The following is a 20,035-nucleotide window of genomic DNA, read 5'->3' as shown; positions in this document are numbered from 1 at the left end:
ATGGAATACACCTTCACCTTGAAGTACCAGCTTGCCGACGAGGACCGCGACACGGACGCTCTGGTCGAACGCCTGGGCGGAGCCGGTTGCGACGATGCCTTGGTCGGTATCGGCCAGCCGGGGCGACTGGCGCTGGAGTTCACTCGCGAGGCGGCGGATGCGGACGAAGCGGTTCGCAGCGCGCTAGCAGATGTGCGCCGTGTCGTGCCGTCGGCACGGCTGATCGAGGTGGCGCCGGACTTGGTTGGTCTGACCGATGTGGCGGAGATTGTTGGCGTATCGCGGCAGAACATGCGCAAGTTGATGCTGGCATATCCCGGCAGCTTCCCCGCACCGGTGCATGAAGGAAGTGCGTCGATTTGGCACCTGGCGGATGTGCTGGCTTGGCTGCAGGCCAAGGGCAGCCATTCGCTGGCCAAGGACGTGCTGGATGTGGCGCGGATTGCCCTGCAGGTCAACGTGGCGAAGGAGGGCCAGCGGTTGCCGCAGTCGGCGTCCAAGGAACTCCAGGCTCTGGTCAGATGAGAGGCATTACCCGCATCATCCTTCGCTCGAACCCGCCCAAACAGGGCGAGTTTTTCGTAGGTGGACATCCGGTTTCGCGCTGCCGCCGCGTGGGGTTTGTTTGCGTTCTTCGATCCAGGCTTCCACTTCGGCCAGATCCCACACGACGCAACGAGGTGTCAGATTGAAGCGACGCGGGAATTCTCCGCGGCGCTCCATTTCATAGATGGTCGTTTCAGCCAGAGGAACGATCTGCCGCAGTTCCTGACGGCGGATGGTCCGGCGAAAGGGCAGAACGCCGGACTTCGGAAACTGCGGGAGTTCCCCATAGGCGGCTGAGCCGGGCAGCGGAGTGGCTACGGGGCTCGTGGATTCTTGGGCTCCGCCCACTTGGGGTAACGAGGTATTCTCCATATCGAACTCCATGAGTTTTGATGCCGCAAACCATGAAGCAATGGTGGCTTTCATTGGCTATCGGCGAAACTCGTTGGGGCGTAGCGGGGCGTATTGAAGAACAGATAACTACAGAAGGGCAGGGACATGGCGACAGTGATGGTTTCTCCAATCCATTTCGAGGATTTCAGCGGCATCCAGTTCGAGCGCCTTGTCTTTGCGTACCATGTGCGTGCTGGTTGGCGATCTGACTTGGCGCGGTCAGTCGGGCCGCGACCAGGGGCGGGACATCACGGGTATTGAACCGTTCGATGACCAGCCGGCCCGCAAGACCATCATCCAATGCGCTGATCTGCTGTCGAAATCCTGGACAGAAATGAGTGTTAGTGTTTTAGGGCAAGTTTCCCAGCGAGAACGGGAGGTGTGCCATGAAACGCAAGCAATATTCGGTCGAGCAGATCGTCGCGGCGCTCAAACAGGCAGAGTTGGGCATGCCGGTGGCCGATCTGGTGCGTCAGCTTGGCGTATCCGAGCAGACGTATTACCGGTGGAAGCGCCTTTACGCGGGCCTGGAGTCGAACCAGGTCCGCGAACTCAAACAACTGCAAGATGAGAATGCTCGGCTCAAGAAGCTCGTCGCCGAACTCAGCCTGGATAAGGTGATTTTGCAGGAGATCGCCATAAAAAAATGGCCGCGCCCGCGGTGAAGAGGCAAGCAGTGACCTACATCCAGGATCACTACGGCCTTTGCACACAGCGGGCGTGCAGGTTGGTCAAACAGGCACGCAGCACACATTACTACCGCAGCGTTAAGGATCCGCAAACGGCGCTTCGGCAGCGCATGCGTGAGATCGCTCAGACGCGGATCCGCTATGGCTATCGGCGCATCCACGTCCTCCTGCGCCGGGAAGGCTGGCAGGTCAGCCGCAATCGAGTCTATCGACTCTATGCCGATGAGCAATTGCAGTTGCGTAGCAAGCTGCCCAGGCGACGCTAGATGGCGGTGCCGCGCCGTGAACGGTGCGTACCGAGGCAGCCGGATGAAGTGTGGAGCCTGGACTTTGTCGCGGACCAATTGGCCAATGGGGCGCGCCTACGGGTGCTGACCATCGTGGACGTCTTCACCCGAGAAGCCCTTGCCACGGAGGTCGGGCAACGTTTGCGCGCCGAAGACGTCGTCGGCGTGTTGAACCGATTGGTCGCCCAGCGGCAGGTGCCGCGCTTTCTCTTTGCCGACAACGGCAGCGAGTTCTCCGGGCGGCTATTGGATATGTGGGCCTATCACTACAAGGTGCAGATCGACTTCAGCCGGCCGGGCAAACCGACCGACAACAGCTTCATTGAAACCTTCAATGGATCGTTCAGGGACGAATGCCTGAACTTGCATTGGTTCGAATCATTAGCAGAAGCCAAACGAGAGATCGAGGCTTGGCGCCAGGACTACAATGAAACTCGGCCTCACATGGCCCTGAACGATTTAACACCGGGCGAATTTGCCCGGAAATACAGCCTCCGACAGCAAGCCGGAGGCTCATGACGGCCCGATCACTAACATCGACGCTGTCCAAGGGACCCAAGCGGACCAGGGGGGCGTGCCCCCCTTGCTTTCACTGTCCGAGTTTTGCCCGCAAGGCTTTATAGAAGTATTTTGTAGCCTCACCCCTGAATACAGTCGTCCCAGACGAAGCTGATTCCACGTTTGCTGTTAGCACGCGTTTGGATGCATCTTTAGAGGCCTCAGCATATTTATCCAGATCAGAAATGCTTCTGAGGTATGGCCATTTTTTTAAATATTCTGGTAGTTCAATGCTTCCGCCAAACGTGGCGAGAGGAAAATCTTTCTCCGTCGCCACACCTATTTCCCATGGCACCCACCATGACCCTTTAGTCGCATCAGAAACAACAGCTAGAAGCTGCGTACATCTATCCAATTCATTTCTGACATGCGCCGCAATGTCTTCGCCATTAGTCAGCTTAGGATCAATGACATCCAGATAACAATCAATATCATGATTGCTTTTTAGGTGACCTTGTACCTTCAAGGCCAACGCCGAGTCAGTTTTCTGATGGGATAGAAATATCCTCATAACTAATCCTTTTTCGAATACGCTATAGACGTTGTTTTTCAGCAAGAAGTCGATAATGCTCGCCTAGCACCGTCAATTTACACGACTTGCTTTGCATGGCTGCGTGCCACATGTGTGGCGCATCTACAGGCGCGACCAAATTAAGGCGATTGTATCGCTGCAGTAGTGCGAATTTCCGCGTATTTTCAAGGTCTGGCGGAGGCATGCCGGGATCTCTGCCCTTCATCTCCGGCTCGAACGTAGGATCAAGCTGGTATTCAAAACCACGTTGAGGGAAAAATTCTGTTATGCGCCTGAGGTCATCAAGGGAGATAGGCGGATTGACCTTTCGAAGCGAGACGAATTGCCGGACGTTGGTTTTAAAGATAGGGCGCTGCTCCCAAGCCCCCAGGGATTGGTCGACATGTGCATAAATGCTGCCCGGGGTGATGTCGCCAGTGAGGTTAGCCGCCCCGCCATGAAGAGCATCTACCAATAGGGTTGTGAATACGCCCCTACCATTTTCTTCCGTTGCATATTGATCAGCCGCTGAAGCAGTGAGGATCGTCAAACCTTCAGACAAACTGGCAAGCTCTCCTGCGACTGGGGGGGTGCCGGCTATTCCTGAATGGCAGCTATCAAGGATGATTATCTTGTTGCGTGCAGGCGATTTATTAGCCAATGCAAGAACCTCGGAAAGCGATAACCCTTCGTCACCACGGCGAGAGTCCGTCGCCAGCAAATATCCTCCAGTCGCTTCAATATGCCCATGACCAGCAAAATAAAAAAGAGCAATATCAGCTTGCGCCTTGAAAAGTTCTTCGACGCGATCTTTTAGTAAAGACCGTTCAACGCGATCGGTTGGCCCAGTCCCTGTGAACAATTTGCAATCGAAGTTGATCGATCCATCCCCGTGGCGAGCTAGGACAGCTTGCACCGCATGAGCATCATCGACACAACCATACAAAGAGCCTCCATGTTCGTAGTGATTTATGCCTACGATAAGAGCTATGCGCATAACATCACCCCTCGCATTTCAAAGGCTATTGATAAAATTTTTGATGGCGTCCCATGTCCATACAACGGTGTTTACGCCTTCAATTTTGGTTCGATCATCGGAATAGGCCCAGATTCCCAATACTTTTTTCCCTTCCTCACGTGCGCAAGCAATCTCCCATTTCTGCCCACTAGACGACAAGGAGTTTTTGCTGATCAAGGCGATCACGCCGTCTGATCGGCGAATTCGGGTGCGAACTTTGTCTTTCCATTCCGACGTGTAGGCTTCCTTGACTGACATATCTATGTATTCGAAAGGAGAGTTTGTAAGGAGTGATTGACCTTTCAAAAAGTCCCTTTGCCTTTCGTCTTCAATAGCGAATGCAACGAAAATAACTTTCTTTTCTGCCATGTGATCCTCTCTATTCGAAATGGTGTTTTGGGTGTGCCTCGAACATTTTGTATGGAATGTAACAGATGTTTGAGTAATAGTCGTGTTAGACCATACGACTAGGTAGTTACCAGCAAAGTCTGCGTCCCCGGCCAGGGAGACATGGCCGGTCGCGCTGTCGTGCTGCGCATCAAACCCCCTGTGGGGTTTCGCCCCTGACGGGCTTCCATCGTTCCCTCGCTCCGCTCGGCTGACGCCTTCGGCCCGGATTCCTCTATCCGTGCCTGCGCGCTTGCGCTTGCGTGCGGTTTGCACATCACGGTGGCCGTTGCCATGTCCAGCCGTCTCTCCTGACTCCATCACCTTGCTCGCGACTGTAGCCCGTGGCCGCGTGCCATCAAGGCGCGCCAGGCCGTGTCCTCGGCTGCGCCTGCGGGCCGCACCTACCTGACGCTTTTCTCCTTGACGGCCCACGTCCGTGGGCTCCTGACCGTCGCGGGCGATGAACTCAGGAAAGACGGTGGCAACAGGGCCAACCGGGTTCCTCGTGCCAACCGCACCGAACAGCCGAAAGGCTGGGCTCCGAATCTAGGAATCCGGTGTGCGGTGTGAACAGCAAACCTCTTTTGTCAGGAGAAAGACCATGCAACTCGCATCCCGTTTCGCTTCCCGTTCCCCGGCACTGCGCAGCGACTACCCGCTGTCCGATGACCAAATCCGCCGCGTGGCCCCGTCCATCTTCGCGGCCGCCCCGCATGAGAGCCGTTCCGAGCGGTACAGCTACATCCCCACCGCCGCCGTGCTGACCGAGCTTCGCAAAGAAGGGTTCCAGCCATTCATGGTGACGCAGACCCGCGTGCGCGACGAAGGCAAGCGCGAGCACACCAAGCACATGATTCGCCTGCGCCACGCCAGCCAGATCAACGGCGCGGAAGCCAATGAAATCGTGCTGCTGAACTCGCATGATGGCACGAGCAGCTATCAGATGCTCGCTGGCATGTTCCGGTTCGTGTGCAGCAATGGGCTGGTGTGCGGCGACACGGTGGCCGATGTGCGCGTGCCCCACAAAGGCGACGTTTCCGGGCATGTCATCGAAGGCGCTTACGAAGTCTTGCAGGGCTTCGACCGGGTGAAGGATTCCCGCGATGCCATGCGCGCTATCACGCTGGACGAAGGCGAAGCCGAAGTGTTCGCCCGCGCCGCGCTGGCCCTCAAGTACGACCCCACCGACGACAAGCCCGCGCCCATCACCGAATCCCAAATCCTGATGCCGCGCCGGTTCGATGACCGCCGCCCGGACTTGTGGAGCGTGTTCAACCGCACCCAAGAAAACCTGACCAAAGGCGGATTGCATGGCCGCAGCGCCAATGGACGCCGCCAGCAGACCCGGCCCGTGCAGGGCATTGATTCCGATGTGCGCCTCAATCGCGCCCTCTGGATGCTGGCCGATGGCCTGCGCCAGTTGAAAGCCTGAACCCCAACGCGGCAGGGGCAAGCAGCAGCCCTTGCCCCTTCTTTCGCTGCTGCATCCCTGAACCGATAGGAGCTATCACCATGAACGCCGTTACCCAAACCGAAGCCCGCGACGTCAATACCGCCGCCGCTATCCCGCTGGAAGCCGCCGACCCGACCAAGAACCTGATTCTGGTTCCGCTGTCGCGGCTGGTGTTGCGCCCCACGGGTCGCAATGTGCGCAAGACCCCGCGCATGTCCATCCCCGAACTGGCCGCGAGCATCCAGCACGTGGGCCTGCTGCAAAACCTCATCGTCATTGCCGCAGCCGATGGCGAGCATTACGAAGTGGTGGCCGGCGGCCGCAGGCTGGCCGCGTTGAAGCTGCTGGCGAAGAAGCGCCGCATCAGCAAGGAATGGGACGTGCCTTGCCTGCTGGTGGCCGATGGCACCGCCCGCACGGCCAGCCTCACCGAGAACGTGCAGCGCGAAGCCATGCACCCCGCTGACCAGTTCGAGGCATTCGCCGCGCTGGTGGCCGAAGGCCGACCCATCGAGGACATAGCCGCTGATTTCAGCGTGTCCCCGCTGGTGGTGCAGCGCCGCTTGAAGCTGGCGAACGTGTCGCCGCACCTGCTGGCCGACTACCGCGCCGAAGCCGTGACGCTCGATCAGTTGATGGCCCTTGCCATCACCGACGACCATGCCGCGCAGGAAGCCGCCTACTACGATGCGCCGACGTGGCAGCGCCAGCCGTCCGCGCTGCGCGACCGCCTAACCGAGCGCGAAATCGACGCCTACCGGCATCCGCTGGTGCGGTTCGTCGGGCTGGACACCTACGAAGCCGCAGGCGGTGGTGTGCGCCGTGACCTATTCGCGGAAGGTGACGCAGGCGTGTATCTGACCGATGCCGCGCTGCTGGACAGGCTGGCGCAAGACCGGCTGACAGGCATCGCCGCCGAGGTGAAGGCCGAAGGCTGGGCATGGGTGGATGCCACGCCGGGCGTGACCCATGCTGACCTGCACGCCTTCCAGCGCGCCCCGCAGGAACGGCGCGAACCGAACAAGGGCGAAGCGCAGCGCATCGAAAAGCTGCAAGCCAAGGTGCAGGCCATTGGCGAAACCCTCGATGATGCGCTGGACGCCGAGGACGAGGACAAGGCCGAAGCGCTGCAAGAGGAAGGCGAAGCCGTGGGCAAGCAGTTGCAGGCGCTGGAAGATGGCTTGCAGGACTACAGCCCAAACGTGAGGGCCGCAGCCGGTGCCATCGTCACCATAGACCGCAACGGGCAGGCCGTGATTCATCGCGGGCTGATGCGCGAGGCCGAGGCCAAGGCGCTGCGCACGCTGGAACGCCTGCGCCAAGCTTTCGGCGGCGAGGATGCCGGGAACGACGACGAAGGCGAGGACGGAGACAGCGAAGGGCAGCCCAAGACCGCCGCCATGTCCGACCGGCTGGCGCAACGGTTGAGCGCCCACCGCACCGCCGCGCTGCAAATCGAAGTCGCCCGGCATCCGCAAGTCGCGCTGGCCGCGCTGGTGCATGGCATGGTGCAGGCGGTCTTGCAGGAAAGCCACTATGGCCACGACTTGCCGCTGGGCGTGAGCCTGAAAGTGCAAGACCGGCTGGAAGGCATGGCCCCGGACTGGCCGGAATCGCCCGCCGCCGTGGCGCTGCGCGAACTGCAACAGGTGGCGGGCGCAGCCTTGCCGGAGGACAGCGCCGAACTGTTCGCCGCGCTGCTGGCGAAGTCGCAAGACGAACTGGTGCGGCTGCTGGCCGTGTGCGTGGCTTCCACGGTGGACGTGGTGACGCCTCGCGCCTCGCCGCATCAGCCCGGCGCGGAACTGGCGCAGGCCGTGGGCCTCGACATGGCCGCATGGTGGAAGCCGACCGCAGAAGGCTATTTCAAGCACGTTTCCAAGGCCGTGATTCTGGATGCTGTGGGCGAGTACGCGCCCGAGCAGGTCAACCGGCTGGCGAAGTTGAAGAAGGCCGACATTGCCAGCGAAGCCGAGCGGCTGGCCGATGGTACGGGCTGGATGCCCGCCATCTTCAAGGCCGCAGGCCCGCAGGATGACGCGCAGGAGGCAGGCCCGGAGGATGCCGAAGCAATGGCGGATGAACCCGCCGAGGCGCTGGCCGCTTGACCCGCGCCGAAGGCAAGCGCCCCGGCCTCGACGACCGGGGCACTTCGCTGGAAGGAGAAGCCCCCATGACCCGCGTCACCATCACCAGCCGCCCGCGCATGGGCAATCTATGCCCCCGGCACGGTGCACGCCCGCCGCTGGCATGGCGCAGGCGGCGTGCGCGGCTACCGCCCGCCCTCGGGCTGGTCGGCCTGCGCCGACCTCACCGACATTCATCCCATCACGGGCCGCGCCTTGCCGCGTGCCGTGTGGTGGCCCATCGAGACGAAGGAATAACCGCGTTCAGCACCGCGCCCAGGCCGTTCCGTCCTGGGCGCGGTGGACGCAAAAATCCGGGCGCGGCAGTGGCCGCGCCCGGTGTTCAAGGCCAACAGCCGAATCGGAACGCCGCCGCTTTCGCGCTGGCTCAGGCGGCGGCATTGAAAGTATTCTTGCTCGCTAGTCCCTCGCAGACAGCACAATGCCGGTATGCCCACAGAACCGCCAATTTCAATCGACGTCATCCGCGACGCCCTTGAACGCTCGGGATATTTGATGAAGTCTCGCGTTGTACGCGCGCTCGCGGAAGCGAGTTTCTTTGTCGAGCCCAATGTCACGCACAAAGCCCCTCACGGAGCAGCGCGAGGAATTGACCTCACGGCGGAAGTCGCCGGTGGACTGAATCACCGTGGTGTTTGCGTGAAGACAACCTTCGTGATTCAGACCCTCAACAACGCCTATCCCATTGTTCTTCTGACAGAACGGCCATCAACGCCCAACGCGGACTTCGAGAGTTACATCAAATTCGGCACAAGCCCAGATCCGTGCCCCTTCCTTGATCAAGTGCACGTCTACGACGAGCGCGCGGCAAACTGGCACAACCTGTTCGCGGAGATTTGTGCGCTGGACAAGCCGCACGGACTGGATGAATTCACCGTACGCCAATCGGATGACATTTACTCGTCACTTCTCAACGCGAGCCGGTACACGGAAGATGAGGTGATTTCATTCAACGAGTGGGTTGCAGAGGAAACCGGAAGGTATTGGCGCTTGTTCTTCTGGCATCCCATTGTGGTTGTGAGCGGTCAGCTCTTGACCGCAAAGGTGACGGAGGGCGGAGCGGTGCAATTGCAAGAAGTTCCGCTCGCTAGATTGGAGTTCAATTGGCACGATGGTGAAGACCAGAGAACGACCGTCGTGGAGGTCGTTCGGGAGGATTTCTTACTGGAACGCCTTGATTCGATACGTGTGCAGGATGACGCCATAGAGGCACGTATTCACGCGATCAAGACGGAGCGAGAACCTGAATCTGACTGATCGGCAGGCGAAGTTCCAGCGATAACCCCAGGCGTGTCGGCGCGTAGCGCCGCCGGGCTTTCGGGCTGCGCCCCGTGCCGCCTTTGCCGTCACGGCCATTCGGCTTCAATCCCTCACGTCTTCGCGCCTGCGGCGCTGCGCGCTTCGCTTGCCTCCAGGGGAAAGCCCTGCGGGCTATCCCCGCCGCGCAATGCTTGGCGCCCCTCGATGCCGCCGAACCGGCTGCGCCGGATCGGCCCGGCCAGCGCCCTGCCGCGATGGACGAGGAGTTGGCCAACACGCTGGCGCTTGCTGCGGCAGGTTGTGCAGGTGCGTGCCGTCCTCAACGCTGGCGGTTCCTGCCCATCACGTCACGAAGGACGGTTCACGGACAACCCGCCCGGCATCGCTATGGAGCTTCCACAACACGCCTCAAGAGCGGCGCTGCAAGGTGCGTTGGGGGCGTTCTCGCCCGTCGTCGGGTGGCTGAGCTGGCCCGCGTCAGGAAGCGCAACGGGGAAGCCCTCGGGCGGGGATGCCGAGCCGGCCCCATCTCCTTTCGGAGCGGTTCGGCCCAGGGCGTCCTTGTCTCGTTGTGAATCCTGGCGAGCGCGCGGCTGCGCCTCGGGCTTCATGGCTGCAACCGTCCGGCGAAAACAATTTCCCCGCCGCTGCGCAGCTTCCTCGCGCAGCAAATTCTTTTCGCCTCCCGGCTCTCCACTGCGTTGCGACCGCAAGCGGTGCAGCCCGCCCGTCCCCCGCCGGCCGGATCACAACAAGGACGCGATGGGCGCGAACCTTGTTCAACCGAAAGGAGAAAACATCATGGCCAACATCGGCACCTTCACCGCAGACAAAGACGGCTTCACCGGCACGCTTCGCACGCTGACGCTCAACGTCAAGGTCAAGCTGGTTCCCAACGACAAGGGCAGCAGCGAGAACGCCCCCGACTTCCGCCTCCAGGCCGTCGGCCACGACATCGGCGCGGCATGGAACAAGACCAGCGAGGCTGGGCGGGAATACAAGTCCGTGATCCTCGACGATCCTTCGTTCCCGGCTCCGGTCTATGCCCGCCTGATCGAAGGCGAGGACGGCACGCACGACCTGATCTGGTCGCGCAGCAAACCCCAGGCGGCGTGACCGCCGCAGCGCCCCGCCCATCGCGGCGGGGTGCTGTGCTGCTGTTCGCAGCACATCACCACGTCACGCGCGCGGCTTCGCCGCGTCGCGCTCCTTCAGCACCGCCTCCAGCTCCCGGCGCACCTGCGCCAGCAGCTCGTCGGCCTTGCGCGGGCTGTCGCCCGCATAGGCCAGCGTCAGCAGTGTGAGCGGGTGGACTTCCATCACTTCGCACAGCTCGGCCAGCTTATGCAGGGTCGGGCTTTTGAGGTCGCGTTCGAGGGTGCTCATGTAGGTGCGACTGGACACGTCAGAGAAGGCTTCCTGGCTCAAGCCACGCGCCTTCCTGACCGTCTTCAACGCCTTCGCCAATGAGCTTCCTGCCGCCACCTATGGTTTCCTCTCAAAAACCAAGATGACAGCCCATTGCGCCCTATAGGGCTACAATCTATAGTGTTCATTTGGTGTTGTTCTCTGTATTTGTGCCTTTACGGAAATCCGCATCGACGGATTCCCGCAAAGTCGCATAATCGCCTCCGTGCTTACGCACAGAAGCACGGAGACGTTGGCGGTTCTGTTCTTGGCGTGAAACATCATTCGTGCATCATTGGATTTGTGGGATTGCCGACCATGCCTCAGCCACTCGCCACCGCCCCGGAGCGAGCGCAATTACTCGCCAATGGCGAGGCCCGCGCCGCAGGCAAAGCCATCGACCCGCTGCCTGTGGTGCGGCTGTTCACGCCGGATGCGCATGTGACCTGGTTGCTGGCCGCGCTCGATCCCGCCGACGGCGACACCGCCTGGGGCCTCATCGACCTGGGATTCGGGATGCCGGCGCAGGGCACCGTCAAGCTGTCCGAGCTAGCCGGCATCGTCGGGCCACGCCAGCAACCTGTGATGCGCGACTGCTATTTCCGTCCCACGCGCACGCTGTCGGAATACACCAGGCTTGCCGAGCAAGACGGGGCAATCCCGGACTGACGACGGCCCACTGTGACTTTTTCAGTCTGATTTCATACCGAACAAGTCTCAATCGAGATTCTTGCGGCGCAGCCCTGCAAGTCTGATCCAAATAGACATGATGCCCGGCGCAGGCTGCGGCACGCTGGCTTGCACGGGTGTCCCACGGTTGGGGCGCTGCCGCCCCAGCATTGAGACGCATACTGCAACGCATCGGAGCCAATCGGTCTTGACAGCACCACTCACCGTTTTACCCCATGACGTTCCGATGAAGGCGATGTAATGCGTAGCCCTGCCGTGGCGGCCATTCCTGTTTGCGGGAGGGTTGCGTCATGGTCGATCCCCATCACGTCGCGCATTGGTATCCGACTGCGGCGTACCTCTACATCCTATGGCTGGATAAGCTCGCGCTGGCTTGGGAGTACCTACGTAGGCATCCCGACTACCGCCTCGATTGGCTGCACCACCATCGCCGCCCGCAGGCTGCACAGCACGCGGCGTTTTACTGGGGGCTGCGCCTGCTGGAAGACCCGGACTTGGATGCGCGCGATGCGCATCCGTCCTGGCTCCCGGGTCACTCTGCCGTGGTGCAACTCCATCCCGATACCGACCCGCCACCTGACGCCGCGGCATTCGCGTTCTGGAGCCTGCCAGGTCATAAGCAACTGCTCCATGACGGGAAAGGGCTGGCACTGATCGCGCACAGCCCCGGCCATTGCCTGCGCTTCGCGCTAGCCCCTGGCGTGGAGGACGGCATGGCGGTCGCCTTTGCCCATCGCGGCGCTACCGCGCCTGTGCGTCGCCATGCTCCCGGGTCGGCGTTGGCCGATGCCAAGCCCAGACCAACACCGGCCGTGCTGCTGGAGCTGCACACCCTGCAGGCGCTCGACGCGACCCTGGCTGGCGCGTCTTTGCGCGAGGTCGGCGAAGGCTTGTTCGGCGTGGACGCCGTGGCCGATTGGTACAGCGACGGCGGGCTGCGCTCGAAGGTGCGCCGCCTGGTACGGCGTGGCGATGAGTTGATGCGCGGCGGCTATCGCCGGCTAGCACAGCTTCCGTCGCTTGAGAAGGGTCGTTTTGAGTACGACGCAAAACGACCCTGAGCAGGACAGCTTGGTTTTCTGAGACTGCCTCCATCCGGTCGCGCTGTGTGGCCGGGCGTTTCCAAACGATGGAGGTTCTCACCATGCGTCCCGCTCCCTTGCGGCCTGCCGCCGCTGTCTCGACCGCTGCCGCGCAGCCCCAACGCTATCTCACCAACGATGAAGCCGCCGAGTACCTGCGGCTGTCGCCGCGCACGCTGGAAAAGCAGCGCGTGATCGGCGGCGGTCCGCGCTTTCGTAAGTTCGGCCGCCGCGTCATGTACGCCGTGGCTGACCTCGATGCCTGGGCCGCCGACCGTAGCTTCGAGACGACTTCCGACCCCGAATACGCCGAGCACCACTCGGCCGACAGCCGTGGGCGCTGATCGGCGGCGCGCGCCAGGTCATCGCCATGCCCAGCTCTGCGCTGCCGTCCGGGCAGCGGCCGATACAGGAGCGCGAACAGCTCGACCTGTTCCGCGCCTTGCCCGGCGACATGGCACCGCGCGACAGCCAGGACCTGATGGCCTATCCGTTCTTCTCGCTCGCCAAGTCGAAGCGGGTCAAGCCCATCGACTTCCGCGCGGGCAACGTAACGATCCGCGTGGAAGGCATGCAGGAACATGGCATCGCCACGATTTGGGATGCAGACATACTGATCTGGGCGGCCTCGCAAATCGTGGAGGCGAAGGACGCGGGCCTGCGCCCTACGCGGCTGATGCGCGCCACACCCTACGAGATCCTGCGCTTCATCGGGCGCGGCAAGTCGCTGCGCGACTACCAGCGCCTCAAGGCCGCGCTCGACCGGCTGCAATCCACCACGGTGGCCACGTCCATCCGCGAGACGACCGGGCGGCGCCTGCATCGCTTCTCGTGGATCAACGAATGGAAGGAACTGGCCGATGCCAGCGGCGCGCCGCTGGGCATCGAGTTGATTCTGCCGGACTGGTTCTATGCGGGCGTACTCGACGCCGCCTTGGTGCTGACCATCGACCCAGGGTATTTCAAGCTGACCGGCGGTATCGAGCGATGGTTGTACCGCCTGGTGCGCAAGCACGGCGGCAAGCAGGAGCACGGCTGGCAATTCGACTTTCGCTATCTGCATCAGAAATCCGGCAGCACGGCGAAGCCTTACGACTTCGCCTGCGATCTGCGCGCGCTCGTCGCGCGGCAGTCACTGCCCGGCTACGTTTTGGGCATCGAGCGAATGCCAGACGACGGAACGGAACTGCTGACCTTCCGGCCCGTGCCGCATACGGCACGGGGATAACTCGGAGAAAACCTGTGAACGGCGTCGTGCTATCAGGCGTGCAGGGTATCGTGCTATCAGGCGTGCGACTATCGTGCTATCAGGCGTGCCGATCGGCCGCAAACCAGCGCCAGCACTGGGTTTTCACGCCGTCTAACTTCCCTAACTTAAATTCATTAACTTTTAGAAGAAGCTCCGCGCCACAGTGGATAACTGCCACTTGGCACGAAGCGCAACAGCAACAGCCCGGCTTTCCAACATGGAGGGCCAGGCCATGATCGTCGCTTTGCTCAACCAGAAAGGCGGCGTGGGCAAGACCACGCTCGCCACGCACATCGCCGGCGAGCTGGCGATGCGCGGCCAGCATGTCGTGCTGCTGGACGCCGACCCGCAGGGTTCGTCTCTGGACTGGACGCAACGCAGAAGCCAGCAAGGCTTGCCACGGTTGTTCAGCGCCGTAGGGCTCGCACGCGAAACGCTGCACCAAGAGGCGCCAGAACTCGCCAGGCGGGCCGATCACGTCATCATCGACGGCTCACCCAGGATCGCCGCCTTGGCGCGCTCCGCGCTGCTAGCAGCCGAGCGCGTGCTGATCCCCGTGCAACCCAGCCCTTACGACCTGTGGGCCAGCGCCGAGATGGTGGCGCTGATCCGCGAGGCGCAAGTCTTTCGACCTGCGCTGCGCGCGGCCTTCGTCATCAACCGGCGCGTCAGCACCACCGTCATCGGGCGCGAAGCGCGCCAGGCGCTCGCCGACCAGCCTCTTCCTGCGCTGCGCGCGGAAGTGCATCAGCGCATCGTGTTCGCCGACAGCGTGGCCGCTGGCCGGCTTGCACGCGAAACGGCGCCGGACAGCACCGCCGCCCGCGAAATCACCGCGCTGGTGGACGAACTGTTGCGGTGGCCGACATGACAGCGAAGCCGCCACCGAACGGGAGACGCACGGCCAAGCGCGTTGGCATCGGCGCGCGTCCGCCCGCGAATCCGCACGCCGAGGCGTGGATTCGCCAGGGCGACGCCGATGCGCTGAACAAGGGAGACCTCTACACGGCACGCCTGACCCTCGACGTGACGCCCGCGCTACGCGCTCGCATCAAGATCGCCGCCTTCGGTCAAGGCGTGACGGTGGCCGATCTGCTGCGCGGCCTGCTGGAGCGCGAGTTTTCCGAGCAACGCAGGGAGAACACCCCATGACGGCATCCGCTTCGCCTGCCGCTGGCGCGGCCACGGCCGCGCTAGCAGCACCATCCGGCCAGCCTGCCAGCGCGCCGCTGACGCGCGTGGCGTTGGCCTACATCGAACCGCGCTTCAAGCTCTATCTGCGCTTCGGCGAACCCGCGCGCACGCACCACTTCGACCGCTGGCGGCGCTGCGCGGTGTTCCTACCAGGCGCCATGTTGTGCCGTATCCGCTGGCAGGCCAACGACTACGGCACTGTGCGTTGGCAGCTCATGGTGATGCAGGCTTGCACGCCGCTGGATGCAGCGCAACGCATCCCCAGCGTGCAGCCGGGGGCGCGCTTGCTGCTCCACGCCGAAGGGGAGAACCAGGTGCGCGCGGTGCTGGAGCGCATCGACGCCTTCGAGGCGCTGGGCATCGCCCCCGTCGCCGTCTCGCCCGCGTACTGGCGCACGCTCGCTAACCGGCTCGCTGCGCGCCTGCCGCTGCCCGAATACACCGCCGAGCGGCACGCTGCCTGGCTGACCGGGAGGGCACTGCCATGACCGCCGTTTCGACTGCTGGCACCGCGCCGCGACCTTGCTCGCGCCTGCGCGCTCGCCTCGTGCTGGCGGGCCTGTCCGCCTGCGGCCTCGCTGCGCTCGCCTGGGCGTCCTTCGTGCAGCCGCTGCCGCGCCTGATCTACAACCCGTCCGACAGCGTGGCGGTCGGCTGGTATCGCGTCGATCCGCTGGACCACGGTGCCGGGTCGCCGCCACGTCCCTTGTCCGTGGGCAGCATCGTCCTGACCGCGCTGCCGCCAGACGCTGTCGCGCTGGCCGCGCAGCGCGGCTACCTGCCGGCGCGCGTGCCGCTGCTCAAGCGCGTGGGCGCCGTCGCGCCGCAGGAGGTGTGCATCACTGGCCGCGTCGTCCGCATCGACGGCGTGCCTTCGGCCGCCGTGCTGCCTGCTGACCGCTGGGGCCGGCCACTGCCATCCTGGCAGCAATGCCGCCGCCTTGAACCCGGCGAACTGTTCCTGCTCAGTGTGACCAACCCGGCGTCGTTCGACAGCCGGTATTTCGGGCCGGTCAGCCCATCCGCCGTGATCGGCGTCGCGCATCCGGTCTGGCTGGAGTCCCGCCGATGATGGCCGCCGATTCGCTGCACGTTGCCGTGCATCTCATCGCGCCATCGGGCGTGTCGTTCTGCTGTTCGTCGCCGTGTCGTCGCGCGTGCAGTGCGAGCGCATCCGCGCCGCACTTCGCGCTGCCTCCGGCGCAGCCGTCCAACGTGCAGGCGTCTTGCCTCGAACGCGCTCGGCCTGCGGCCGTGTCCGCGTTCGCCGGCGCGCTGGCTGCTCGCGCAGCAGCGCAGCCGGGCCGCCGCTGCTCGGAGCGCCAGCGAGGGGCAAAGGCGGAAGGCAAGACAAAAGGACGCGGCACCGGGCCGCGTCGAAAGTCTGTCTGCACATGGGGGTGGCGCGGCACGGAGCGGCTTCGCCGCCGTGCCGCGTGGGGCGCGAGGCCCGCGCTAATGCAGGCATGTCCGCGTGCTTCGCACGACAGGACACGCCGTAGCTTGCGGGGAGCGCAGCCATGACCGATCGCCGCGACGACGATTTCCGGGTGCGTCCGAGCGCCCCGAAGAACCGTGGCAAGGGCCAGGGCCAGAGCTTCGTTTCCAAGGTGCTCAAGCAGGCTGGAAAGGCCGGCGGCGGCAAGTCGGCGGTGCGCCATTCCGCCGCGTCCGGCGGCCAGGGCCAGCGCGCTGGCCAGCGACCCAGCTCACGGCTTGGGCGCGGCCATACGGCAGCGCGCTTCGCCGGGGCGAAGCTCACGCCCATGTCGCGGCGCGTGACCATCAAGACCCTGCTGGTCAATCAACGCAATGCCAGCCCGCAGTCGCTCGCCAAGCACCTGCGCTACATCGAGCGCGACGGCGCGGGCCGCGATGGCGAACCGGGCCGGGCCTACGGGCCGCAGGCGGATGAAGCCGACCTCTACGCCTTCAAAGAGCGCTGCGTCGACGACCGGCACCATTTCCGCCTCATCGTCTCACCTGAAGACGGCGCCGAGCTGGACGACATGCGCACCTACACCCGGCACCTGATGAACCGCATGGAAGCCGACCTAGGAACGCGGCTCGATTGGGTGGCGGTCGACCACTGGAACACCGACAACCCGCACACGCACCTGATCGTGCGGGGCAAGGACGATACCGGAAAAGACCTCATCATCGCCGGCGACTACATCGCCCACGGCTTCCGCCATCGGGCCGCCGAACTGGCGACTGAATGGCTGGGGCCGCGCACCGAACTGGAGATCCAGCAGACCTTGCAGCGCGAAGTGGAGCAAGAGCGCTGGACGAGCCTCGACCGCACGCTGCAACGTGAGGCCGGCGAGGGTGGTCGGGTGCAGATCGAGCGCTTCAACGAAACCCGGCTGCAACGCCAGCGCCTGTTGCTGGTCGGCCGGCTGCAACGCTTGCAGCGCATGGGGCTGGCCGACGAAACGCAGCCCGGCACTTGGACTATTCATGCCTATGCCGAGAAGACCTTGCGCGCCCTGGGCGAGCGTGGCGACATCATCCGAACCATGCAGCGGGCCATGAGCGGCCAGCCGCGCGAGCTGGCGGTTTTCGAACCGGGCGATGACGGCCGCACCATCGTCGGCCGCGTGGCTGCAAAGGGGCTGGCCGACGAGCTGTACGACCGCGGCTATCTAGTCATCGACGGCACCGACGGCAAGGCCCACTACGTTGCGCTGAACGCCCGCGACGAACTGGCGAACTATCCCACCGGATCGGTGGTGGAGGTGCGCGGTTCCGCGGATGTCCGCGCCGCCGACAAGAACATCGCCACGCTGGCGAGCGATGGCCTGTACCGCACCGATCATCACCTGGCGATCGAGCAGGGCCGGACCAGGCCCGGCCGCGACCCGCAAGAAGTCGTCGCGGCCCACGTCCGCCGGCTGGAAGCGCTGCGCCGAGCCGGCATCGTGGAGCGCGTGGCCGATGGCTTATGGAAGGTGCCGGACGACTTGGCTGAATGTGGCCGCCGGTACGACGCACAGCGCCTTGGTAGCGTGGCCGTAGAGCTGAAATCGCACCTGCCCATCGAGCGGCAGGCCCGCGTCATCGGCGCGACCTGGCTCGACCAGCAACTGATCGGCGGCGGCCGAGGGCTGGGCGACCTAGGCTTTGGGGGTGATGCCAAGCAGGCCATGCAACAGCGCGCCGACTTCCTTGCCGCACAAGGGCTGGCCGAGCGGCGCGGACAGCGCGTGATCCTCCCCCGCAACCTGCTGGCGATGCTGCGCAACCGGGAACTGATGGAGGCTGCGAAGGACATTACCGCCGATACAGGCCTGGTGCATCGCCCCGTGGCCGACGGTCAGCGCGTGGTCGGAATCTACCGGCGCAGCGTGATGCTCGCCTGCGGGCGCTACGCGATGCTCGATGACGGAATGGGGTTCAGCCTCGTACCGTGGAAGCCCGTGATTGAGCAGCAGTTGGGGCAGAAAATTGCCGCCACGGTGTTCCACAGCGAAGTCTCATGGGATGTTGGGCGTTCCCGCGGGGTATAGCGGTGGTCGGCCTAGACGTTGCTCATTGCCTAGTTTGAGCTGGCGCGACGCCGGTCGCCAATAGGGAACACGGCAAACATCGCAATGCATGTCGGGATCGCGGCAGCCGCTAGCAAAGTTGTGGAATCCGAGTAGATGCTGATCAGTTGCCCGCCTACAATCGGCCCTACAACAGAGCCGAGACGGCCCATCCCTAATGCCCAGCCTATGCCGGTGGCCCTGATGTGAGTCGGGTAGAGTGTCGCCCCGAGTGCGTTCAGGGCGGCTTGCGCACCCATGACGGAGAATCCTGAAATCGCGATTGCCAGCATCGAGAGCGGAAGTTGGGAGAGAAACACTCCGGTGGCGAAGATGCCGGAGGTCGCCAGCAGATAGACCCCCGCCAGCACTCTGCCGTATCCGAATCTGTCGATCACCCAGCCGAGTGAAAGCGTTCCGACGATGCCGCCTCCCCATAGCGCTGCGCTGGCAAAGATGGCCTGCTGGGCGGAGTGGCCTGCATCTCTGAGTAGAATTGGCAGCCAACTGGCCAGAAAAAATACCGCAAGCAAGTTCATAAAGTAGGTGCTCCACAGCAGCAATGTGTTTCGCCGGTACCGCTGATGGAACAGCTCGGCGAGCCGGCCTCCATGAATTATCGGAGGTATGCCGCTCAGTGTCGCATCGGGCCTGATTGATAATTCCGGACAAAGCTGCCGCAAGCGGCGCAAGGCTTCCTGACGCCGCTCAGGCCGCAGCGCGAGGAACTGGAGGGACTCGGGCATCCAGACCGCCATGGCGATGCTAAGGAGCAGGGACGCCGCACCTCCTGCAACAAGTACGGCACGCCAGCCGAACTCGGGCAGTATGACCGCAGCAATGAACCCGCAAAGCATGGCGCCGACCTGGTACCCGCAGGCTATCATCATTACCAGCGTTGCACGTAGCCGAATCGGACTGTATTCGCCGCCGAGCGAGACTGCGTTCGGCACGATCGCACCCATGGCCAACCCTGTAAGAAAGCGGGCGATTATCAATTGCGTGAGCGTGCCGGCAAAGGAAGCCGCGAGCATGCCGACGGTGACCCAGAGAGTCGAGGCGAGTAGCACGGCGCGCCGGCCATACTTGTCCGCAGCCAGTCCTGACAGCAAGGATCCGGCCAGCATACCGACGACACTGGCGGTGAAGATGGGTGTCAATGCCGTCTTTTGAAAACCCCATTCAGCCAATAGCGCGGGGGCGACGTAGCTCATCACCTGTACGTCATAGCCGTCCAGAATCATGCTTAACGTGCACATCAGGATGACACTGACCTGGTATCGACCAAGCGGCCGTGTGTTGATCAGGTGTGTCGGGTCGATAGATCCGTGGGCTTCCATGATTGTCTCCTCCTTGTCTGTTCGGCTTCAGGTAGAAGCTCTACCGTTCGCCTGCTCTCGAGCCTGCGTCAGTCGAGAAATGCTGTATTTCGCTGAAAGTTGCTTCCATCTCGGAATCTCGTTGGCGGATTCTTGCCGCAAGGGCTTCTGGGCCACTGTGAACGGCCTCGTAGCTGTGTTCCGCTAGGGGCAGGCGCGGCTCCGGCGTCCGTAGGGCGAGGGACGCAAGGGAACGGACGTTGTGAAACGTCTTCAGATAAACCAGCGGGAGCCACCAGCTCCAACCACATGCGT

The 20,035-nt window shown here is 63.1% G+C and carries 20 protein-coding genes and 2 pseudogenes; 16 read left to right on the top strand and 6 right to left on the bottom strand.

Translation table 11 applies throughout. The features are described from left to right. Entirely contained in the window at positions 1 to 525 is a 525-nt protein-coding gene (locus tag L540_RS01660; protein WP_043211351.1) for a helix-turn-helix transcriptional regulator, read from the top strand. 15 nt (positions 526 to 540) lie between these two features. On the opposite strand, the gene L540_RS21400 is transcribed toward L540_RS01660, so the two are convergent. Then, positions 541 to 918 carry a helix-turn-helix transcriptional regulator gene (locus L540_RS21400; RefSeq protein WP_231584733.1) on the bottom strand — a complete coding sequence of 126 codons (378 nt, stop codon included), beginning with the start codon at positions 916 to 918 and terminating at the stop codon, positions 541 to 543. A 407-nt stretch (positions 919 to 1,325) separates the two neighbouring features. Between L540_RS21400 and L540_RS01645 the strand changes: the two are divergent. Further along, positions 1,326 to 2,434, top strand: a pseudogene (locus L540_RS01645) (IS3 family transposase). 70 nt (positions 2,435 to 2,504) lie between these two features. Here the strand turns inward: L540_RS01645 and L540_RS21390 are convergent. The 3 genes from L540_RS21390 to L540_RS21960 are packed head-to-tail and all read right to left on the bottom strand — an operon-like array spanning position 2,505 to position 4,824. After that, entirely contained in the window at positions 2,505 to 2,984 is a 480-nt protein-coding gene (locus tag L540_RS21390) for a toll/interleukin-1 receptor domain-containing protein (protein ID WP_082149513.1), read from the bottom strand. A gap of 22 nt (positions 2,985 to 3,006) precedes the next feature. Next, entirely contained in the window at positions 3,007 to 3,981 is a 975-nt protein-coding gene (locus L540_RS21385) for a caspase family protein (RefSeq protein WP_082149512.1), read from the bottom strand. A gap of 18 nt (positions 3,982 to 3,999) precedes the next feature. Next, complete coding sequence (locus L540_RS21960) at positions 4,000 to 4,824, bottom strand: TIR domain-containing protein (RefSeq protein ID WP_231584725.1); 825 nt, start codon at positions 4,822 to 4,824, stop codon at positions 4,000 to 4,002. 169 nt (positions 4,825 to 4,993) lie between these two features. Here L540_RS21960 and L540_RS01640 point away from each other — a divergent pair, with 169 nt between their 5' ends. The 5 genes and pseudogenes from L540_RS01640 to L540_RS01620 all read left to right on the top strand — a co-directional run bounded on the left by L540_RS01640 (position 4,994) and on the right by L540_RS01620 (position 10,368). After that, positions 4,994 to 5,824 (top strand): DUF932 domain-containing protein, encoded by an 831-nt coding sequence (locus tag L540_RS01640; RefSeq protein ID WP_043211347.1) that lies wholly within the window; start codon positions 4,994 to 4,996, stop codon positions 5,822 to 5,824. An 80-nt stretch (positions 5,825 to 5,904) separates the two neighbouring features. Beyond that, entirely contained in the window at positions 5,905 to 7,953 is a 2,049-nt protein-coding gene (locus L540_RS01635) for a ParB/RepB/Spo0J family partition protein (RefSeq protein ID WP_048025731.1), read from the top strand. Positions 7,954 to 8,018: 65 nt separating this feature from the next. Continuing rightward, positions 8,019 to 8,229 (top strand): annotated as a pseudogene (locus tag L540_RS01630) (hypothetical protein). 192 nt (positions 8,230 to 8,421) lie between these two features. Then, positions 8,422 to 9,249 carry a hypothetical protein gene (locus L540_RS01625; RefSeq protein WP_131726004.1) on the top strand — a complete coding sequence of 276 codons (828 nt, stop codon included), beginning with the start codon at positions 8,422 to 8,424 and terminating at the stop codon, positions 9,247 to 9,249. 804 nt (positions 9,250 to 10,053) lie between these two features. Continuing rightward, on the top strand, positions 10,054 to 10,368 hold the full coding sequence (locus L540_RS01620) for a DUF736 domain-containing protein (protein ID WP_043207928.1): 315 nt from the start codon (positions 10,054 to 10,056) through the stop codon (positions 10,366 to 10,368). A gap of 63 nt (positions 10,369 to 10,431) precedes the next feature. Here the strand turns inward: L540_RS01620 and L540_RS01615 are convergent, their stop codons facing one another. Then, a complete protein-coding gene (locus L540_RS01615) occupies positions 10,432 to 10,737 on the bottom strand; it encodes a helix-turn-helix domain-containing protein (RefSeq protein WP_043207926.1) in 306 nt (101 codons plus the stop codon). A gap of 240 nt (positions 10,738 to 10,977) precedes the next feature. On the opposite strand from L540_RS01615, the gene L540_RS01610 reads away from it, so the two are divergent. The 9 genes from L540_RS01610 to L540_RS01570 all read left to right on the top strand — a co-directional run bounded on the left by L540_RS01610 (position 10,978) and on the right by L540_RS01570 (position 18,383). Beyond that, entirely contained in the window at positions 10,978 to 11,328 is a 351-nt protein-coding gene (locus L540_RS01610) for a DUF2958 domain-containing protein (protein ID WP_043207925.1), read from the top strand. Positions 11,329 to 11,639: 311 nt separating this feature from the next. Further along, complete coding sequence (locus L540_RS01605) at positions 11,640 to 12,410, top strand: DUF2285 domain-containing protein (RefSeq protein ID WP_043207923.1); 771 nt, start codon at positions 11,640 to 11,642, stop codon at positions 12,408 to 12,410. 83 nt (positions 12,411 to 12,493) lie between these two features. Continuing rightward, the gene (locus L540_RS01600; RefSeq protein WP_043207920.1) at positions 12,494 to 12,775 is read left to right on the top strand and encodes a helix-turn-helix transcriptional regulator; all 282 of its coding nucleotides are present in this window, start codon (positions 12,494 to 12,496) and stop codon (positions 12,773 to 12,775) included. 26 nt (positions 12,776 to 12,801) lie between these two features. Then, positions 12,802 to 13,659, top strand: coding sequence for a replication initiator protein A (locus L540_RS01595; protein ID WP_043207918.1), 858 nt, complete (start codon positions 12,802 to 12,804; stop codon positions 13,657 to 13,659). A gap of 253 nt (positions 13,660 to 13,912) precedes the next feature. Then, entirely contained in the window at positions 13,913 to 14,551 is a 639-nt protein-coding gene (parA, locus tag L540_RS01590) for a ParA family partition ATPase (RefSeq protein WP_048025769.1), read from the top strand. Beyond that, complete coding sequence (locus tag L540_RS01585) at positions 14,548 to 14,832, top strand: hypothetical protein (RefSeq protein ID WP_043211461.1); 285 nt, start codon at positions 14,548 to 14,550, stop codon at positions 14,830 to 14,832. Before parA ends, L540_RS01585 begins: the two co-directional genes overlap by 4 nt. Further along, positions 14,829 to 15,362 (top strand): DUF2840 domain-containing protein, encoded by a 534-nt coding sequence (locus L540_RS01580; protein WP_043211460.1) that lies wholly within the window; start codon positions 14,829 to 14,831, stop codon positions 15,360 to 15,362. The genes L540_RS01585 and L540_RS01580 overlap by 4 nt, the downstream gene beginning before the upstream one ends. After that, positions 15,359 to 15,946, top strand: a complete 588-nt coding sequence (locus L540_RS01575; RefSeq protein WP_043211458.1) for a S26 family signal peptidase — start codon at positions 15,359 to 15,361, stop codon at positions 15,944 to 15,946. Before L540_RS01580 ends, L540_RS01575 begins: the two co-directional genes overlap by 4 nt. A 448-nt stretch (positions 15,947 to 16,394) precedes the next feature. Further along, on the top strand, positions 16,395 to 18,383 hold the full coding sequence (locus L540_RS01570) for a relaxase/mobilization nuclease domain-containing protein (protein ID WP_048025730.1): 1,989 nt from the start codon (positions 16,395 to 16,397) through the stop codon (positions 18,381 to 18,383). A 29-nt stretch (positions 18,384 to 18,412) separates the two neighbouring features. Here L540_RS01570 and L540_RS01565 read toward each other — a convergent pair whose 3' ends face one another. Next, positions 18,413 to 19,741: an MFS transporter gene (locus L540_RS01565; protein WP_043211581.1), complete on the bottom strand. Its 1,329-nt coding sequence runs from the start codon at positions 19,739 to 19,741 to the stop codon at positions 18,413 to 18,415. Positions 19,742 to 20,035: the final 294 nt, after the last annotated feature.

Origin of the sequence: Bordetella pseudohinzii (assembly GCF_000657795.2) — a bacterium.
GTDB classification, from domain to species: Bacteria; Pseudomonadota; Gammaproteobacteria; order Burkholderiales; family Burkholderiaceae_B; genus Bordetella; species Bordetella pseudohinzii.
Note: the sequence above shows the minus strand (reverse complement) of the source record. Positions and strands in the feature narration are given on the sequence as shown.

Bases quoted from the DNA above. Each gene is read 5' to 3' on its own strand.
- L540_RS01640 (WP_043211347.1), top strand. From the start codon at position 4,994: ATGCAACTCGCATCCCGTTTCGCTTCCCGTTCCCCGGCACTGCGCAGC.
- L540_RS01620 (WP_043207928.1), top strand. From the start codon at position 10,054: ATGGCCAACATCGGCACCTTCACCGCAGACAAAGACGGCTTCACCGGC.
- L540_RS01660 (WP_043211351.1), top strand. From the start codon at position 1: ATGGAATACACCTTCACCTTGAAGTACCAGCTTGCCGACGAGGACCGC.
- L540_RS01605 (WP_043207923.1), top strand. From the start codon at position 11,640: ATGGTCGATCCCCATCACGTCGCGCATTGGTATCCGACTGCGGCGTAC.
- parA (WP_048025769.1), top strand. From the start codon at position 13,913: ATGATCGTCGCTTTGCTCAACCAGAAAGGCGGCGTGGGCAAGACCACG.
- L540_RS01595 (WP_043207918.1), top strand. From the start codon at position 12,802: ATGCCCAGCTCTGCGCTGCCGTCCGGGCAGCGGCCGATACAGGAGCGC.
- L540_RS01600 (WP_043207920.1), top strand. From the start codon at position 12,494: ATGCGTCCCGCTCCCTTGCGGCCTGCCGCCGCTGTCTCGACCGCTGCC.
- L540_RS01570 (WP_048025730.1), top strand. From the start codon at position 16,395: ATGACCGATCGCCGCGACGACGATTTCCGGGTGCGTCCGAGCGCCCCG.
- L540_RS01610 (WP_043207925.1), top strand. From the start codon at position 10,978: ATGCCTCAGCCACTCGCCACCGCCCCGGAGCGAGCGCAATTACTCGCC.
- L540_RS01635 (WP_048025731.1), top strand. From the start codon at position 5,905: ATGAACGCCGTTACCCAAACCGAAGCCCGCGACGTCAATACCGCCGCC.
- L540_RS01585 (WP_043211461.1), top strand. From the start codon at position 14,548: ATGACAGCGAAGCCGCCACCGAACGGGAGACGCACGGCCAAGCGCGTT.
- L540_RS01565 (WP_043211581.1), bottom strand. From the start codon at position 19,741: ATGGAAGCCCACGGATCTATCGACCCGACACACCTGATCAACACACGG.
- L540_RS21390 (WP_082149513.1), bottom strand. From the start codon at position 2,984: ATGAGGATATTTCTATCCCATCAGAAAACTGACTCGGCGTTGGCCTTG.
- L540_RS01580 (WP_043211460.1), top strand. From the start codon at position 14,829: ATGACGGCATCCGCTTCGCCTGCCGCTGGCGCGGCCACGGCCGCGCTA.
- L540_RS21400 (WP_231584733.1), bottom strand. From the start codon at position 918: ATGGAGAATACCTCGTTACCCCAAGTGGGCGGAGCCCAAGAATCCACG.
- L540_RS01625 (WP_131726004.1), top strand. From the start codon at position 8,422: ATGCCCACAGAACCGCCAATTTCAATCGACGTCATCCGCGACGCCCTT.
- L540_RS01575 (WP_043211458.1), top strand. From the start codon at position 15,359: ATGACCGCCGTTTCGACTGCTGGCACCGCGCCGCGACCTTGCTCGCGC.
- L540_RS21385 (WP_082149512.1), bottom strand. From the start codon at position 3,981: ATGCGCATAGCTCTTATCGTAGGCATAAATCACTACGAACATGGAGGC.